Here is an 18,305-nt window from a genome sequence, read left to right on the forward strand (position 1 = left end):
AGCGTCTGCCCGCAACGCGTAGTCGACACTACAGTATATTTTCAACCCCCTGCTGTGTAAGTTTGGGGTCTGACACTCGCCCAGTCGGCCCCAAAGGGGTCGTCTATGCACTTAGAGTAAGTACATAGAAAATACTAACATTATGGGTTTATCGTTATTCCACAAGGTCAATTTGCCAGTTATTGGCTTGAATAACAATGTTAATTTTGCGAAGTTTCATTGCGATGTCGTCGGCTTGTTTTTGTAACCCTGCAACTGAGACCATAATATTCCATTTAATTTCACGATGGCTGTAACGGTCACTCTCAGTGTCAGTTGCCTCAATCGCTTCATTCAAAAGCTTATGGCGCATCTTTAACGTATCACGCTCGACCAATAACATCAGCATCGATTGATCTTTATCTGTCTTAGCGATGGCATTGGTACGATGAATACGCTCAATCAAAACGGCCAACTCAGTAATGATTTGGCTAGCATCGATCATCAGCGCATTTGGATCTTCGCTTGGCGTATCGCCTTCTTGAACTTTAACGTTGCTGCGAATACGCCCTTTGAGCTGGGCGAGCTTTTTTTGCATGTCGCTACGGGTCAGTAGGGCTTCTGCGAGTTTCATTTTGGTTTCCTGTTATTTTTAATCATTATTTATTTTGCTTTGACAATATTGCTGGTACGCCTTTTTTATTTGACTCTCATTTTCTAATATTGTTTTGTGAGTGGGCGTCATAGAGATTCATTTATGAAAAGTGGTAACATCAGTGGTAATCATTAACTGATTGAGTCGCTCATTACCATCATTATTTAGTTGTAGTAAATACTAATACTGTACGAGTTAGGATATGACGTTATCATTAACGGTTCTAATTTTGCGGACAGCCTTTTACTCTCTATACTAGGGCGTGTCTGTATCGAAATAATAGCAGAAACTTCTAGTATAGAGAGTAGTCTAACAAATCAAGGAGAAACATATGGCAAATTCTACCAGCGTACGTTTTGATTGGGAAGATCCTTTTTTACTACGTGACCAGCTCACCGAAGAAGAGCGTATGGTAGCGGATAGCGCCCGTCAGTTTTTTCAAAAAGAGTTGATGCCGAACATTATCAGTGCCAACCGTCATGAGCATTTTGATCGCAATATCATGCGGCAGATGGGTGAGATGGGTTTGCTTGGCATGACGATTGATGGCTATGGCTGCGCGGGTCTATCTAGCGTTGCTTATGGTTTGGTTGCTAAGGAAATAGAAGCGGTAGATTCAGGTTATCGCTCAGCGATGAGTGTGCAGTCAAGCTTGGTCATGCATCCGATTTGGGCGTATGGCACTGAAGAACAGAAAGAAAAATATCTCCCTAAACTTGCGACTGGCGAATATGTTGGCTGTTTTGGTTTGACCGAGCCAGACTCAGGTTCAGACCCCTCATCGATGTTGACGCGTGCGCGCGCAGTCGATGGCGGCTATGAGCTGACGGGTAATAAAATGTGGATTACCAATAGTCCGATTGCTGATGTGTTTGTCATATGGGCGAAAGATGACGAAGGTAAGATACGAGGTTTTATCTTAGACAAAGGTATGAAAGGGCTGTCAGCGCCAAAGATTGAAGGTAAGTTCTCGCTACGTGCATCCGTTACTGGTGAGATTGTGATGGATAAAGTGTTCGTACCTGAAACCAATGCTTTCCCAGATATACGCGGTCTAAAAGGCCCGTTTGGCTGTCTAAATAAAGCCCGTTATGGTATCGCCTGGGGTTCGATGGGTGCGGCTGAATTCTGCTGGAAAGCAGCTCGTCAATATACCCTTGAGCGTATTCAGTTTGACCGTCCGCTCGCGGCAACACAGTTGGTGCAGTTAAAACTTGCCGATATGCAAACAGAGATTAGCTTAGGTCTCCAAGCTGCGCTGCGTGTCGGTCGTTTAATGGATGATAACCAAGCCACACCTGAGATGATTTCGCTGATTAAGCGTAATAACTGTGGTAAGGCGCTTGATATTGCTCGCGTGGCCCGTGATATGCATGGTGGTAATGGTATCTCTGACGAATATCACGTCATTCGCCATGTGATGAATTTAGAAGCGGTGAACACTTATGAAGGTACACATGATATTCATGCGCTTATCTTAGGCCGTGCACAGACTGGCATTCAAGCGTTTTCATAGTTTTTAGGTCGAGTTTATCTGGAGTGTCACTAGGGCGTGTCCTCATTTTAAAATGGTGAGAGAAGTGTTAGTGAGGGTTGCGAATGGCGTCTGATGCTTCCTATAATAATGGTTGTGATTGATAATTGCTTTACCAATATTTCACCAATAACTATAAATAAGATCAACGCCAAGGAGCGTTTTATGTCTAAAAATACATTAAAACTATCGAACCCAAGTTTACTCAAACAGCAGTGTTTTATTAAGGATGGCTGGCACGAAGCCAGTGATAATGATAATGGCAACAACAGTGCCACTATCGAGGTCAGCAATCCCTTTACTGGGGAGGTTATTGGTACTGTACCAAGCCTGAGCAAAGAGGATGTCAATGAAGCGGTTGCGTATTCTCATGATGCGCAGACAGCTTGGGCGGCAAAAACGGCACAAGAGCGTAGCGAGCTGCTACAAAAGTGGGCAGACCTCATCGATGCCAATAAAGAAGATTTAGCGATTATTATGACTGCTGAACAAGGAAAGCCTTTGACTGAGTCACGCGGCGAAATTGGCTATGCCAATAGCTTTATTCGTTGGTTTAGCGAGGAAGGCAAACGCGTTTATGGCGACACCATTCCTGCTAATAAATCGCAACTGCGCCATGTCATTTTAAAGCAGCCAATTGGTGTTTGTGCGGCGATTACTCCTTGGAACTTTCCAGCAGCGATGATTACACGTAAAGCTGCGCCTGCACTCGCATCAGGCTGTACTATGATTATCAAGCCTGCCTCCGAAACACCATTTTCTGCCTTGGCATTGGGTGTATTAGCAGAGCAAGCCGGCATTCCAGCAGGTGTCATTCAGGTCGTGACTGGGAAATCATCAGTCATCGGTGATATTTTAACCAGTGACGTCCGAATCCAAAAACTCTCCTTTACTGGCTCGACGGAAGTGGGGCGTACATTAATGGCGCAATGTGCACCAACTGTCAAAAAACTGTCATTAGAGCTTGGTGGTAACGCACCATTTATTGTCTTTGATGACGCTGATTTGGAAAAGGCGGCTGAAGGCTTAATCGCTTCTAAGTACCGTAATGCGGGTCAAACCTGTGTCTGTGCCAACCGAGTCTATGTCCAAGATAGCATCAAAGATAAATTTTTAGAAATTTTTGTCAAAAAAGTAACTGAGCTCAAAGTCGGTAATGGCATGGAGGAAGGTGTCGATATTGGACCGCTTATCAATAAAGATGGCCTAGAAAAGGTTCAAGCACTATTAAACGATGCACTTGATAAAGGCGCAAAAATTGTCACTGGTGGCGATACAAATCCTGCCTCGGCACTGAGTTTTAACCCGACGGTCATTACGGATTTGAGTACCGACATGGAGATTGCCAGCGAAGAAATATTTGGCCCTATCGCAACGATATTTATCTTCTCAGACGAAGAAGAAGTGATTCGTAAAGCCAATGACACTATCTATGGTCTTGCCGCTTACTTCTATAGTAACGATTATGCCCGCTCATGGCGCGTGACGGAAGGTCTTGAGTACGGCATTGTCGGCCATAACACAGGTTTAATCTCTACAGAAGTAGCGCCTTTTGGCGGGGTAAAACAGTCGGGCTTTGGTCGTGAAGGCTCAAAATATGGTATTGAAGAATATGTTGTAACTAAATACTGGTGTTCTGATATTAGTTAAGCTGTTTTAGCCTAAAAAATAACCGTTTATTTTAAAATGGCATATGAAACTAAGTTAATAAAAAAGTCTAGCGTTGGACGTTAGGCTTTTTTATATAGTCAGTGAAAAGTAATATTGAAAGCTATTCTTCAAGATTTTTATCTTTTGTTACTAACGAGTCGCCATGTTTCAGCAGTGATTTTTTAGCCTCAATAGGTTTGGGCTCTAAAGTTTTAGTCGCTGGCGTAGGCTTATCTTTGTCAACCGTCTTTTTTTTACTAAGAACAATCGGTTTAATAGGTTCTTTATGAACCAGACGATCAGAAGGCTTATCAAAAGGTTGGATGGTTGGTTTAAGGCTCTTTTTGATTCTTTTTTCCGCTAGAACATCCGTGGCTGTTTGTTCTTCTGCTAATGACAAATCATACAAACCTTGGTACACAGCAAGCGTTTCTTCAATCATCTCACGCATAGTAAATTGAGTGGTTATCTCAGGGCGTGTCACGCTTTCTAGCTGATTTCTCACTGATTTACATAGCGCTTTGGCATTGTATTTTTTTACCAATCCTTGCGGGTAGAGCGGTTGTAGAATTTCACTAAACGCCGCTTGGTCCCAACCAATTACTGGCGTTCCCAAGTGAATGGCTTGCAGGGCATTGATGCCGATAGGTTCGGGTTCGTTGGCAAGTGCCATCACGATATTGGCTGCTGACAACCACTCGCGCATGTCGTTGCGTTTGCTGCCCACATAGGTAATACGCTCAGCCAAGCCCAGTGTATTGGTGCGTTGACGGAAGTCTTCATGCGCCACATCACCATCTCTATAATCCTCATCCATAATAATGACGTGGATATTAGGGAATTGCTCTTGCAAGTTACCCAAAATATCAATCAACCATTCTTGACCGTATTCATTGCCAATAATGGTTGGAAATACCAGCCACTTTTTATGCTCAAGCTCAGGGTATTCAGCAAAGGTATGCCGCAGCCAATAAACAGAAGGATTGTGCCGATAAGGATAGCGGCGGGTATCGATGCCACGGTAGATGCGCTTAATCACTTTAGGCTCAAGCTCTTCGCGGCGCAGTCCTTTTTTTAGATAGTTGGTCACACTATCAGAGACTGTGATAATCGTATCGACATCGAGCAGGGCTTGCGAGTATTTATTGATGGGGTAAAAGCCATACATGGTCGAGATCAGTTTTGGCATACGTTTGACACGTGCGCGGCGTAGTGCCAAGTGTAGTATCCATGCAGGCGTGCGCGAGTGCACATGAATGATGTCAGGATTGTATTTTTCAATCAGACGGCGCAATGCCGCGACTTGCAATAAAGACAACCAGGATTTTTTATTCATATATAACTGGTGGTAGTTATTGCCATCACGCTTCAGGCGTATGACCAATTCATTGTCTTCATCAGCACTAGAGACAATAATTGAAGTATGATCATTTTTGACCAATGCGCGGCCAAGATGAAAAATGCCGCGCTCGGATTCATCATGCTTTAAAGACGACAGTAAGCGCATAACTTTCATAGTGGCATTGATGACCAGTTAATAATATCAAGTTGCTATTGTCAGTTAAAAGCGGTCAAAACTCAACCATCAAGATAAAAAGATAGGATTAGGTTATTGGTTTCTGCCCTCTTTGATGTTAACGATCATAAAGTAGCCTTACCAAAAATGCTGATAGCGCTGCTCGCTCATGCTCACTATGAATATTAGCGGGATGTTGAGTTTCCCTTGTAGTCGTTCGTAATTTATGGTTGCCATAAGCGCAGATTACCAATTCATTTATAAGCTATTATTTTAGAAAAATGGCTTGCAAGTCACTGTAATTATTAGAGAAATATTGATTTTATGCGACAACTGTTGTCGTGCTATTTATGAGGTTTTTAATTAAAGGAGCAGGGGTTAGGCAAGGTTTGAACCACTTCTTCTGAGAAGTGTTTTTTGACAATTAGACGTCCTTTTTTATCAAACTCAACATTGTACTTGGGATAAATCGCAGATTCACTATTGCTATGAGTTGAAGGTAAAGCCATCTCTTTATCCGAGAAAAAATGACGGGCAATCCAGAGTTTTTGATCATTGTCATATTCAACACTACACCGACTTTTTAGATCAAAATCAAAGTATAGATCAAAATTTTGTTTTTTATCCCCACGACCAAATAGTATATTAGCTCCGCATGAACTACCACAGCCGATATAGACATGATAAGTATCTTTATCGACTCTTTTGAGCGAAGTATGGTTCCAGCCGTAACCACCCATGTCATCCATAATTACAGTTTCTATTATGGTGCCATCATTTAACGTTTCGCTTTTAAGGATATAACCATCATCACAATATTCATGACCGTCTTTACTCATATATGCAGTACAAATTTTCGACATATAAAAGCTATCGTCAAATTTTGGTTCGGTGGCTTCAGCCCAAGATGTAGAACTCAAGAGACAGCCGTAAATGATAAAAATCAATGAATAAAGAAAAGAAGGTTTATACATGCAAACAACAACCAGATATTTGTTTTGGATTAAAAGCACTATAGCAAAAGGTTGGTTGTTAAGGAATAAAGTGCACGTATAAAAAAGGCCTTGCTCACTAGAAAAATAGCGCGCAAGACCTTTTATTGATTTTTAAGATTTTATGCTGTATTTATTGCACTTTGGCGCGTATGACCACAGTCTGTGCAGCATTTGGACTCAGGTCAACCAAGTTCCACTTAAGGCCAGAGTAGTTCTCTTTGACAACCACTGTATTACCTACTTGCTGAATGGTTTGGTATGTATCGCCGCCAGTGGTTGCAAGCGTTGGTAGCGGGCTATTCAACGATACTAATCTCACGCCATTTGGCAACGAAACCATGGCATTAATATCAGTCACAGGCTGCGCGGTGGTATTGGTATAAGTCGTATGATATTCAATAATATCACCAGGCGCGATATGGTTGGCAGGAACTGCTACCTCACGTCCATCGCTGTTTTTAAGGATTTTCATCACTTTGGTTTGAGCGTTGACGATATCAGGCATATTAAAGGTGGGTGTGAGTTGTATGGTGTCTATAGTAGTTGTCGTCGATACATTAGCATTAATAACGGGCAATTGGCTAGCAGGCGTGACAGGCAATACTTGCGTTACTGTACTCGCCGTCGGCACGGCTATCACATCGACTCTGTTGGTTTGATTGGTCGCCTTATTTGTTACAGGTACGCTCGTGACAGTGGTGCTACCTTGAGAGATGACTGTATTGTCGTTAGTACCTTGACGAACGACATAACGCGGCACATTGCTGACTTGAGTGATCGAAAAAGGCATACCGTCTTGCATGGTAATACCGTTAGACGTCGCATTAATAGTGGTGTTTTTGCCGTCAGAGTACTGTTCAACCACGGTGGTACTATCGCCAGCAGACGGATTAATGGCTACTTCAGTAGCGGCATTTGCTGATGACAGAGCCAGTACTGTACCGGCCAAAATCGCCGATACTGCCGTGAATGTGGCTGTTTTTTGCAAACCAGTTGAGCGATTCATAGTAGTGGTCATAATAAAGTCCTTTAAAGGTACCGTCAGTAAAGCAGGTATAAGTATACTTATACCATTCACAAAAATTAGAATGGCAAGGAAAACGAGTTCAAGTACTACGCCTTGTAGACTAAACGAGTCTGACACAGCCAATCTTACTTTTTGGGTTTGGTATTAGATAAACAAAACCCCCGTTAAATGACACTACAGAGCAGGCCAAATAACGAGGGTCGAGGGGATAGTGATAACAGTAATAAATAGCCAAACGATACAAGCTGTTTATCAAAGCATGCTATCAAACTATAAAATTACCGATTTATCCGTCATTATTTTAATGAATAGCTAAGCATGCGCCATGCGCCTAATTATTTAGCCATTTCAACTCAACAATTATGCGCTAAAACGGATTAAATAGAACAGCTGCATTGTGTAACTGCCGTCCTATAAACAATGATTTTTTGTGTGCTTTACTTTATTTACTTCTTAAAAGAATTACTATTTTACTGACTATAAAAGCTAAAAAATCCAATTAAATTAATCGTATATGACTTTCATAATTTCGTATTCGACCACGCCTTTTGGGGTTTCGATACGTACTTCATCGCCTTCGAATTTGCCAATTAAACCACGGGCAATCGGTGAGTTGACAGAGATTTTACCCGCTTTAAAGTCAGCTTCATCGTCGCCAACGATTTTATATTGTTTCTCTTCTTCGGTGTCCATATTTTCGATAACGACGCTCACGCCGAATATGATACGACCGTCTTTTGGCAAAGTCGCAGTATCGATGACTTGAGCACCGCCTAATTTGGCTTCGATATCGCGGATACGTGCTTCACAAAACCCTTGCTGTTCACGGGCAGCATGGTATTCAGCATTTTCTTTTAAGTCGCCGTGTTCGCGAGCTTCAGCGATAGCGGCTGTGATACGAGGACGGTCGACACTTTTTAACTGTTTGAGTTCAGTTTCTAAAGCAGCATGTCCTTGTGGAGTCATGGGGTAACGTTGCATATTTTTTCCTTAAACCAATAACACCACACCACCTCCTACTCTTAGCGAATAGTGAGATGGTGTCAGCGTTGTAGCAATGAGTATGAAGTATAAAAAGAGTAAGGTTTAGACTGCGTAATAGGCAAAGGTAGAGTCATGCTTGAGCGTACGACGCTTAAGCTGAGGTGCACTTAACCTTACGTAATAAAAAGCATAGTCGCAGTTCAGCCACTATGCTTTTTAGGTCTATTTCTTTAAAAGTGTCGTTTTTTTAAAGCATTATTATCATATCAAAATCAATAACAAGTTTCGCATTGGCTTTTAATTTAGCCTAGCGATTAGGCTTAATCTACTGAAATTATGCAGCCAAGTCAATAGAGTTAAACGATAGTCTTCGCTTGTTCATGCAAATCTTGCAGCTTATAAACGTCAAATGGCAAGTCAATCGCGTAAGATTTACAAACCGCATCCGCCGCGCCTAGGGTGGTGACATAGAATACCTTGCCTTGTAGCGCGCTACGGCGAATAGAGAAAGAATCCTCTTGTGCCTGCTTGCCTTCGGTGGTGTTGATAATCATGTCGATTTTGCCATTTTTTAAGGCATCAACGATGTGTGGGCGACCTTCGGTAACTTTATTGATTTGCTTACATTCGATACCATTTTCTGCCAATACTTTTTGGGTACCAGTAGTAGCAACGATATTAAAGCCAAAGTCGATAAGCTGACGGGCGATAGGCGCCACTTGCTCTTTATCGCTATCACGTACTGAGATAAAGATGGTTTTGTTTTCGCCTTCGGTTGGCAAACCTGGCAGACGCTCATTACTACCGATGACGGCCTTGTAAAAAGCTTCGCCAAAAGTTTTACCAACGCCCATGACTTCACCGGTTGATTTCATCTCAGGGCTTAAGATTGGGTCAACACCTGGGAATTTGGCAAATGGGAATACCGCTTCTTTGACCGCATAGAATGCAGGTACGATTTCAGTGGTAAAGCCTTGATCTTTTAGCGAGGTGCCCGCCATACAACGCGCGGCGATTTGCGCTAGTGATGTACCGATGCATTTAGACACAAACGGTACGGTACGTGCAGCGCGTGGGTTGACTTCAAGGATATAAACGGTTTCACCTTTTACAGCAAATTGCACGTTCATTAGACCGACAACACCAAGCTCTTTTGCCATGGCAATCGTTTGCGCGCGCATGACGTCACACAATTCATCAGACAACGAGTAGGGTGGCAATGAGCATGCTGAGTCACCAGAGTGTACGCCTGCTTGTTCGATATGCTGCATGATACCGCCAATTACCACGTCTGTACCGTCGCTAACACAGTCCACATCGACTTCGATCGCATCGTCTAAGAAACGATCTAACAATACTGGCGCTTCGTTTGATGCTTGTACAGCGGTGCGCAGATAATGTCTTAACTCGTCTTCGTTGTAGACAATTTCCATCGCGCGACCACCGAGTACATAAGAGGGGCGTACGACCAATGGATAACCCACGTCTTTTGCTTTTATCAAGCCGTCTTCTAAGCTCGTGGCCAAGGCATTGGTTGGTTGAATAAGGTTTAATTGTTGAATCATATGTTGGAAGCGTTCGCGATCTTCTGCGCGGTCAATCGCATCAGGGCTAGTACCGATTATTTTGACCCCAGCAGATTCTAAAGCGCGCGCCAGTTTCAATGGTGTTTGACCACCAAACTGCACAATCACCCCATCAGGATTTTCGATACGCACAATTTCTAATACGTCTTCAAGCGTAATTGGCTCAAAATATAGACGGTCAGAGGTGTCATAATCGGTTGAAACGGTTTCAGGGTTACAGTTGACCATGATGGTCTCATAACCGTCTTCGCGCATCGCAAGTGCCGCGTGGACACAGCAATAGTCAAACTCGATACCTTGACCGATACGGTTAGGACCACCACCGATAACCATGATTTTTTTGTTATCCGTTGGGTTGGCTTCACATTCACTATCATACGTTGAGTACATATAAGCGGTACTGGTGGCAAATTCTGCCGCGCAGGTGTCGACACGCTTATAGACTGGATAAACGTTTAAGTCCCAGCGTTTTTTACGTAGCTGCTTTTGTGACACACCAAGCAACTTCGCCAAACGTAGGTCAGATAAGCCTTTACGCTTAAAGCTACGTAAGTTTTTCTCGTTCAAACCGCCAAAGCCTAGTGCTTTAACCGTTGCTTCAGTGTTAACGATATCTTCGATTTGCACCAAGAACCATGGGTCGATTTTGGTTAAGTTAAACACCTCATCGACGCTCATACCAATACGGAAAGCATCAGCAATATAATAAATGCGTTCAGGGGTTGGAATGGTCAAGCGATTGGTAATCTCGCTACGGGCTTTTTCAATGCTTACTTTTGATAAGTCGATTTGCTCATCAAAACCATCATTGCCGGTTTCCATACCACGCAGTGCTTTTTGCATGGATTCTTGGAAGTTACGACCAATCGCCATCACTTCACCAACCGACTTCATTTGTGTTGATAATGCACTATCGGCTTGTGGAAATTTTTCAAAGTTAAAACGAGGTATTTTAGTGACGACATAATCAAGCGCAGGCTCGAAGCTGGCTGGCGTTTTGCCACCAGTAATGTCATTTTGCAATTCATCTAACGTATACCCAATGGCCAGTTTGGCAGCGATTTTGGCAATCGGGAAGCCAGTGGCTTTTGATGCCAATGCTGATGAGCGTGAAACGCGTGGGTTCATCTCGATAACGACCATACGACCGGTCTCAGGGTTGATACCAAACTGGACGTTTGAGCCGCCTGTTTCAACACCGATTTCACGCAGTACTGCTAATGAAGCATTACGCATGATTTGGTATTCTTTGTCGGTCAAAGTTTGTGCTGGCGCGACGGTGATAGAGTCGCCGGTATGCACGCCCATTGGATCAAAGTTCTCAATCGCACAGATGATGATGCAGTTGTCGTTTTTGTCACGAACCACTTCCATTTCATACTCCTTCCAACCGATTAATGATTCATCGATAAGGAGTTGATGGTTTGGCGATAAGTCAAAACCGCGCTCACAAATTTCGATAAATTCATCACGGTTATACGCGATACCGCCGCCGGAACCGCCCATGGTAAATGACGGACGAATGATACACGGATAGCCCATTTTTTCTTGGGTAATAAACGCTTCTTCCATGGTTTCAGCGGTTTCAGCGCGCGGACATTCAAGGCCGATACGCTTCATGGCTTTATCAAATAAGTTGCGGTCTTCTGCCATCTCGATTGAATCTTTGGTCGCACCAATCAGCTCGCAGTTGTATTTGGTTAATACGCCGTGCTTGTCCAATTCGAGCGCACAGTTTAGCGCCGTCTGTCCGCCCATGGTGGGCAAGATTGCGTCAGGACGTTCTTTGGCAATGATTTGCTCAACCGTCTGCCAAGTAATCGGCTCGATGTATGTCGCATCAGCCATGACAGGGTCGGTCATGATGGTCGCTGGGTTTGAGTTGACCAAGATGACGCGATAACCTTCTTCTTTTAGCGCTTTACAGGCTTGGGCACCTGAATAATCAAATTCACACGCTTGACCGATGACGATAGGGCCTGCGCCAATGATAAGAATGCTTTTTATGTCGGTACGTTTTGGCATAGTTAGGGCTACCTTCGTTAGTATGATGTTTTAATTGATTGATAATTCGGATAAAACTGTGTTTGAACAGTGCTATATTTTAAAAAGCTATATCTTAATAAAACAATGTTATTTTGCGTGGATCAGCTTAAACCATCGTTCGTGATCTAAGCTGTATAACGAATATATGCTGTTTGCTAATGGCTTATAGTTAAAAGTTATTTAGCCGCTGCCATCAACTCTGCAAATTTATCAAACAGTGGCGCGGCATCATGCGGACCAGGGCTGGCTTCAGGGTGACCTTGGAAGCTAAAGACAGGCTTATTGGTCAGCTCAATACCTTGGTTAGTACCGTCAAACAACGAGCGATGGGTCGACTTAACGTTGTCTGGCAAGGTGTCTTCATCAACCGCAAAACCATGATTTTGACTGGTAATCATAACCGTACCAGCAGCTAAATCTTGTACTGGATGGTTGGCACCATGATGACCAGTTTTCATTTTGATGGTGTTTGCGCCGCTGGCAAGACCAATCAGCTGATGACCTAAGCAGATACCAAAGGTTGGAATATCCGTTTCTTCAATGATATGACGTACCGCATCGATAGCATAGTCACAAGCAGCAGGGTCGCCAGGACCATTTGATAAGAAGATACCGTCTGGATTCATTTTGATAACGTCAGCAATAGGCGTTTGCGCTGGTACCACTGTCACATGGCAACCACGGTCTACTAGCATACGTAGAATGTTGGTTTTGCTGCCAAAGTCATAAGCGACTACATTGTATTTTGCTTCAACATGGCTGCCAAGCTGTTTAAAGAAGCCGCCCGTACCGCTATCATGGCTGCCAGGTATATCACGGTTAAGCAGCGTATCTGATAAATCCCAGCTACCGGCTGTCCACTCAAACGTCGTCGGTGTACAGCATTCTTTTGCTAAGTCCATGCCTTCTATGCCAGCGAATTCTTGCGCCAGTTTAATCGCTTGTTGCTCATCGTCGCTGCTAATCGTTTCACCATTAGAAGCAGTCATGATACAACCGTTTTGCGCCCCTTTATCACGTAGCAAGCGAGTCAGCTGACGTGTATCGATATCAGCGATAGCGACCGTGTTATGATTTTGTAGGTAATCGCTCAGTGATTCTGAGTTACGGAAGTTTGAGGTGACCATCGTCGCATCGCGGATGATAAGACCGTCAGCCCAGACTTTATGACCGTTGCCAGATTCAGTATCTTCAGCGTTGGTACCGGTATTACCGATGTGCGGATAGGTGAGGGTGACGAGCTGACGTGCGTAACTTGGGTCGGTGAGAATCTCTTGATACCCTGTCATGGCTGTATTAAAAACCACCTCACCGACACGATGACCGAGACTGCCGATACTCAAACCATGAAAAATCGTACCGTCTGCTAGTGCCAAAATTGCTTGTATTTCTGTCGATGAATTCAAGGGTTGTTGCCTCCGCTGTTATTAGTGAGTGCCATGATTTTAATGATGAAAATTTTGCGCTAAAATAGCCTTTTATCTCTATTTAACTGCTGCTAAATAACAATAAAAAAAGAGCCAGAGCCAAAATTTTTCCACAAAAAAGCGAGAAGACATTATTGATGGAAACTACAAAACCCACTAGATAGTGAATAGGTAACTTGCATCATGTCCGCTCGCTTTGGCACAGATTTTGCGCATTATACTAGAGTTTTGCGTTAAGGGCTAGCATCTTAACTAGAGATAGGCTAATAAAATGCATATACAACCTAAAGCTTGCTTATTTATTCATAATACCTGTTATTTATTAAAAATTTGCCTCAGTTATTAATAGCATTTCTAAACGAATAAAAACTATAGAACGAATAAAAATCAGTAACAGCTTTAAAAATTATAATGAACCGATAAGCCGTAGTAATCTGGAGATAGGTTAGTGGCGATATGCAGTTGATCATCATAATAGCTTTTTGTTAAATACATGCTACTGGCAACCCCTAGAGCTGCACCAGCCAATACATCAACCGTATCATGTTCATCGGCTTCGACACGACTATAGGCAACAAAGCCTGCACTAATATAAGCAGGAATGCTATATTCTAAACCATAGCGTTTATGAATAAAGCTAGCACCTTGAAAAGCCCTTGAGGTATGACCAGAGGGAAAAGATTTATCATCGCTGCCATCAGGTCGTTCTTTATCAATCATCGTCTTTAAGGCATAAGTAGCGGCAACATTGGTAGCAAATGAGTAGTAAAATTGCTGTCGACCCTCTTTATCATCCATATAATAAGTGCTACCGTAAGCAACGGCAGGTATGGCAAAGGATAGAATGTCTCCTGCTTGTTCAATACCAGAGCTATTGGCTGCATGAGCAGGGGTAGCGACAATGATGCTACTGGATAACAATATAATCGCTGAATGTTTTTTGCTGATCATGGCGGCGAGCCTAAATAGGGTTTATTGGCGGCATTATACTATAGTCAGTTCCATGTAAAAACGACACAGTAGGGCTGGAATGAATTTTTCATAGCCTCTGTCGGCGTAAGCACAGCAAGCTAGAAAAATTTATAGCAGTCGTACGTTATCACCTAATGTATCTGTTTTTATCGAGTATCGACTATACAGAACAGAGCTTTTATTTTTGAATGTTCAACACGGCCTAAGCTTTACGATTATCGGGCTTTACAACATATTTTTATAAAAAATAACGACTAAGGATAGATTATGATTTATCAATATTTAGATAAGGTGCCTGAATTTGCAGTACCTTTTAATGGTTGGGTGGCAGATTCCGCGCAAGTCATGGGTGATGTATATTTGGGTCATCAAGCCAGTATTTGGTTTGGCGCGGTGCTGCGTGGCGATAACGAGCGTATCCATATCGGTGATTATAGTAACGTCCAAGAAAACAGCGTGATTCATACCGACGCAGGGATTGAGGTTAAAATCGGCAACTATGTGACGATTGGTCATTTAGCGATGCTGCATGGCTGTGAAGTCGGTGATAATAGCTTGATTGGAATTGGTGCTGTGGTTTTAAATAACGCCAAAATCGGTAAAAACTGTATCATTGGTGCCAAAGCCTTGGTTACAGAAGGCAAAGAGATTCCAGATAATTCGCTGGTGATGGGTGCCCCTGCAAAAGTGGTTAAGACATTAACCGACGAGCAAGCAGCGATGTTAAAGCTATCAGCCATGCATTATGCGGAGCGTTGTCAGCAGTTTAAAACAGGCTTAACAGAGATAGCGATGCCTGATTAATTGTTAGCGCAGTAAGAAGGGTTTTATCAAAACAATAGGATAGTATGATAATAGCCTATCCTCTTTATGTCTTTTATAGCGCTTTATAGTTGTACGTCATGGTGATAAATGCACCGAGTTTTATACCATAAGCATCATAATCAGCCAAATAATTGCAAAGATAATAATACCGATGATAAGTCCGCGAAATATATCATGGCGTATAGAGTGGTCACTAAGATAAGTGTTGTTGCCTGTTTTGTCGATGTTTAAAGCATTGACGCTCTCAGCACCAGCGCTTTTACCAACGATGAAACCTATTAACGCGCCAAGCACTAACATAAATGGGGTAAATAGCCAAAATATATCGCCATTGCCCATACCGGCTATTGAGCGAATGACCACGATGGCAAGGTCGATAAGTAGGCCGCCAAAACCGTACAGTAGTGCATTTAAGAGCGCATACAGTATGCGGTCTAAAGGCGACTGATAGCTCTTACCTAATTGACGTCGTCTGATTTCTCTGATTGAGCGAGCAGGGCGTCGTGGTCTATTAAGCGAAGCGGTTTTATCATTAGACGCTTTCATGAAATTCTCTATTTTTATTATTAAGTAGATTAAAGGCACGCTAAAGCAAATAATTTACCATAGTTTTGTTCGGTGAACAGTAGTGTTCTCGAAAAGTATTTATATTAAAGTCTATTCAGAAACTATCAACATCAAAGATTATAATTTTACACCACAATAATAAGGCTCCACTATGCAAGCGACACAAGCACAGAACTCGCAAAAAGAACTGGCGTTATTTGATTTAGACCATACTTTACTCGATGTCGATAGCGACTATCTATGGGGCGAGTATATCGTCAAGCAAAACCTCGTCGATGAAGCTGAGTATCGCACGGCCAATCAGAAGTTTTATCAAGATTATATCGAAGGCACGCTTGATGCGACGGAATATAATGAATTTGTGGCGCAGTTCTTGAGTAGCTTACCAATGGACAAGCTCCATGCGCTGCGAGAAGACTATATTAAAAGTGAAATTGAGCCACATATTCGCCCAAAAGCGATGGAAGTGCTGTGTCAGCATATCGAAAAAGGTCATAATGTGGTGATTATTTCGGCAACCAATGACTTTGTGGTTTCGGCGATTGCCAAGCGCTTTGGTGTAGCAGATGCCAATGTGTTATCGACCCCACTTGAGATACAAAATGAGCGCTATACGGGCAAGTTAACTGATAAGCCAAATTTTAAAGAAGGGAAGATTTACCATTTAGATAAGTGGCTCAATAAACAGCAATTGGCTGGTATTACCTTTGATAAGACTTATGCCTATTCAGATTCCAAGAATGATATTCCGCTGCTCGAATGGGCAGATGTGGCTATCTGCGTGTCACCCGATGAGGCGCTACAGGCGCATGCGTTAGCCCATCGCTGGGCAGTTGAAGATTGGTCAATTTAGGCTGTTTTAATGATGAGCAATAAGAAATAATCAACCATTTAACCTCAATCTCATTTAAAATAGCACCAGATTCGTTGGCTATTTATCTTAAAAACACAGGAACCTTTATGGAAATTAATCCGTATCAAGAACAAATCAAAGATTTATCAGAGCGTGGGCAGGACTTGCGGAGGTATCTTTGACTTCGATGGTAAGCAAGAACGCTTGGAAGAAGTCAACCTAGAGCTAGAAAATCCTGAGCTATGGAACGATCCAGAGCGTGCGACCAAAATTAATAAAGAAAAAAGCCAGCTTGACGGTGTTATCGACGTCGTAGTGTCGCTTGAGACCACCTTAGAAGATGCGTCTGCGATGCTAGAGTTAGCCGAAGAAGCAGAAGACGAATCACTGCTTGCTGATGTGCAAGCCGAGCTCGACAATGCTGAGAAGCGCGTGGCTGATTTAGAGTTCCGCCGCATGTTTAGCGGTGAGATGGATCCGAACAACTGCTATTTAGATATTCAATCGGGCAGTGGCGGCACAGAAGCGCAAGACTGGGCAGAAATGCTGCTGCGCATGTATACACGCTGGGCAGAAGCGCATAACTTTAAAGTTGATGTGATTGAAGTATCATCTGGCGGTGTTGCTGGCATTAAATCAGCGACGATTGAGATTAAAGGCGATTATGCTTTTGGTTGGTTGCGTACCGAAATCGGCGTCCATCGCCTCGTACGTAAATCCCCATTTGATAGTAATAACGGTCGCCATACGTCATTTGCTGCCGTATTTGTCTCACCTGAAGTCGATGATAATGTCGAGATTGATATCAATCCGGCTGACTTACGCACGGACACTTACCGCTCATCAGGTGCAGGTGGTCAGCACGTCAATACCACTGATTCTGCGGTACGTATTACTCATGAACCGACAGGCGTGGTGGTGACCTGCCAAAACGAGCGTAGCCAACATGGTAACAAAGCCACGGCAATGAAAATGCTGCGTGCCAAGTTATATGAGCTTGAGATGCAAAAACGCATGGAATCACAGCAAGCGGTCGAAGACAATAAATCTGACGTCGGCTGGGGCAGTCAAATTCGCTCTTATGTACTGGATGATTCACGTATCAAAGACTTACGCACGGGCGTTGAAACCTTTAATACGGGTGCTGTACTGGATGGTGATTTGGATCAATTTATTGAAGCCAGTTTAAAGGCTGGATTGTAGTTGACACTATTAATATTGAAAGCAAGTGACATACATAAATTATGTCATGCATGATGTAATAAAGAACACTCAACTCCGTTGTTCGCAAGCTCTCAAAGTCGTTCGCTTAGCTTTATTAAATCAAGCCTAAAAAGGGTGTGCTGTACTTATATAAAGCTAAATTGGTGGTGTGTCAGAAAGTATGCTGAAGAAATAAAGGAGGGTGACAGCCAAAGCAAGATGATATATTTGAGGTTATGAAGACACAAATAGATATCAGCTGCCCCGACTGTCACAGTCCCAGTTTAAAGAAAAATGGCAAAAAAAGCTATGGCAAGCAGAATTATCAATGTAAGGACTGCAAACGTCAGTTTATTGGCGACCATGCATTAACTTATAACGGCTGTCACTCTAAAGTGGAAGAGCTTATACGGCTCATGACAGTTAGAGGCTGCGGTGTTAGAGATATTGCTATTATAGCCTCAGTTAGTATTGGTAAAGTGCTTA

Annotated in this window: 15 protein-coding genes; 6 read left to right on the forward strand and 9 right to left on the reverse strand. The window is 42.9% G+C overall.

Annotated features, from left to right (window positions below; genetic code table 11):
- Positions 1-154 precede the first annotated feature (154 nt).
- Entirely contained in the window at positions 155-613 is a 459-nt protein-coding gene (locus tag EI162_RS04510) for a DIP1984 family protein (protein ID WP_192523236.1), read from the reverse strand.
- 352 nt (positions 614-965) lie between these two features.
- Between EI162_RS04510 and EI162_RS04515 the strand changes: the two genes are divergently transcribed.
- Both EI162_RS04515 and EI162_RS04520 read left to right on the forward strand, forming a co-directional pair.
- Complete coding sequence (locus EI162_RS04515; protein ID WP_192523237.1) at positions 966-2,150, forward strand: acyl-CoA dehydrogenase; 1,185 nt, start codon at positions 966-968, stop codon at positions 2,148-2,150.
- A 183-nt stretch (positions 2,151-2,333) separates the two neighbouring features.
- Positions 2,334-3,818 carry an NAD-dependent succinate-semialdehyde dehydrogenase gene (locus EI162_RS04520; RefSeq protein ID WP_192523238.1) on the forward strand — a complete coding sequence of 495 codons (1,485 nt, stop codon included), beginning with the start codon at positions 2,334-2,336 and terminating at the stop codon, positions 3,816-3,818.
- 121 nt (positions 3,819-3,939) lie between these two features.
- On the opposite strand, the gene EI162_RS04525 is transcribed toward EI162_RS04520, so the two are convergent.
- The 7 genes from EI162_RS04525 to EI162_RS04555 form a co-directional block, all read right to left on the reverse strand.
- The gene (locus tag EI162_RS04525; protein WP_225735248.1) at positions 3,940-5,334 is read right to left on the reverse strand and encodes a glycosyltransferase; all 1,395 of its coding nucleotides are present in this window, start codon (positions 5,332-5,334) and stop codon (positions 3,940-3,942) included.
- Positions 5,335-5,693: 359 nt separating this feature from the next.
- Entirely contained in the window at positions 5,694-6,254 is a 561-nt protein-coding gene (locus EI162_RS04530) for a hypothetical protein (protein ID WP_192523239.1), read from the reverse strand.
- A 205-nt stretch (positions 6,255-6,459) separates the two neighbouring features.
- The gene (locus tag EI162_RS04535) at positions 6,460-7,347 is read right to left on the reverse strand and encodes a hypothetical protein (RefSeq protein WP_192523240.1); all 888 of its coding nucleotides are present in this window, start codon (positions 7,345-7,347) and stop codon (positions 6,460-6,462) included.
- 513 nt (positions 7,348-7,860) lie between these two features.
- Entirely contained in the window at positions 7,861-8,337 is a 477-nt protein-coding gene (gene greA / locus EI162_RS04540) for a transcription elongation factor GreA (RefSeq protein ID WP_192523241.1), read from the reverse strand.
- 359 nt (positions 8,338-8,696) lie between these two features.
- On the reverse strand, positions 8,697-11,951 hold the full coding sequence (carB, locus tag EI162_RS04545; protein WP_192523242.1) for a carbamoyl-phosphate synthase large subunit: 3,255 nt from the start codon (positions 11,949-11,951) through the stop codon (positions 8,697-8,699).
- Positions 11,952-12,148: 197 nt separating this feature from the next.
- A complete protein-coding gene (gene carA, locus EI162_RS04550) occupies positions 12,149-13,378 on the reverse strand; it encodes a glutamine-hydrolyzing carbamoyl-phosphate synthase small subunit (RefSeq protein WP_192523243.1) in 1,230 nt (409 codons plus the stop codon).
- A gap of 420 nt (positions 13,379-13,798) precedes the next feature.
- Positions 13,799-14,350 (reverse strand): phosphatase PAP2 family protein, encoded by a 552-nt coding sequence (locus EI162_RS04555; protein ID WP_192523244.1) that lies wholly within the window; start codon positions 14,348-14,350, stop codon positions 13,799-13,801.
- Positions 14,351-14,638: 288 nt separating this feature from the next.
- Here EI162_RS04555 and EI162_RS04560 point away from each other — a divergent pair, with 288 nt between their 5' ends.
- The gene (locus EI162_RS04560) at positions 14,639-15,175 is read left to right on the forward strand and encodes a gamma carbonic anhydrase family protein (protein ID WP_192523245.1); all 537 of its coding nucleotides are present in this window, start codon (positions 14,639-14,641) and stop codon (positions 15,173-15,175) included.
- A 120-nt stretch (positions 15,176-15,295) separates the two neighbouring features.
- Here the strand turns inward: EI162_RS04560 and EI162_RS04565 are convergent, their stop codons facing one another.
- Positions 15,296-15,742 carry a hypothetical protein gene (locus tag EI162_RS04565; RefSeq protein WP_192523246.1) on the reverse strand — a complete coding sequence of 149 codons (447 nt, stop codon included), beginning with the start codon at positions 15,740-15,742 and terminating at the stop codon, positions 15,296-15,298.
- A 172-nt stretch (positions 15,743-15,914) separates the two neighbouring features.
- Here EI162_RS04565 and EI162_RS04570 point away from each other — a divergent pair, with 172 nt between their 5' ends.
- The 3 genes from EI162_RS04570 to EI162_RS04580 all read left to right on the forward strand — a co-directional run.
- The gene (locus EI162_RS04570) at positions 15,915-16,616 is read left to right on the forward strand and encodes an HAD family hydrolase (RefSeq protein ID WP_192523247.1); all 702 of its coding nucleotides are present in this window, start codon (positions 15,915-15,917) and stop codon (positions 16,614-16,616) included.
- Between the two features lie 107 nt (positions 16,617-16,723).
- Positions 16,724-17,819 (forward strand): peptide chain release factor 2 gene (gene prfB, locus EI162_RS04575; RefSeq protein WP_192523248.1). Its coding sequence is split into 2 segments (ribosomal slippage): positions 16,724-16,795 and positions 16,797-17,819, totalling 1,095 coding nucleotides; the frame shifts between segments, so codons are not numbered across the junction.
- A gap of 236 nt (positions 17,820-18,055) precedes the next feature.
- Positions 18,056-18,305: IS1 family transposase (locus EI162_RS04580; protein ID WP_192523249.1), on the forward strand; the 250-nt coding region annotated here is incomplete at its 3' end.

This window comes from Psychrobacter sp. FME6 (genome assembly GCF_014861365.1).
Lineage (GTDB): Bacteria > Pseudomonadota > Gammaproteobacteria > Pseudomonadales > Moraxellaceae > Psychrobacter.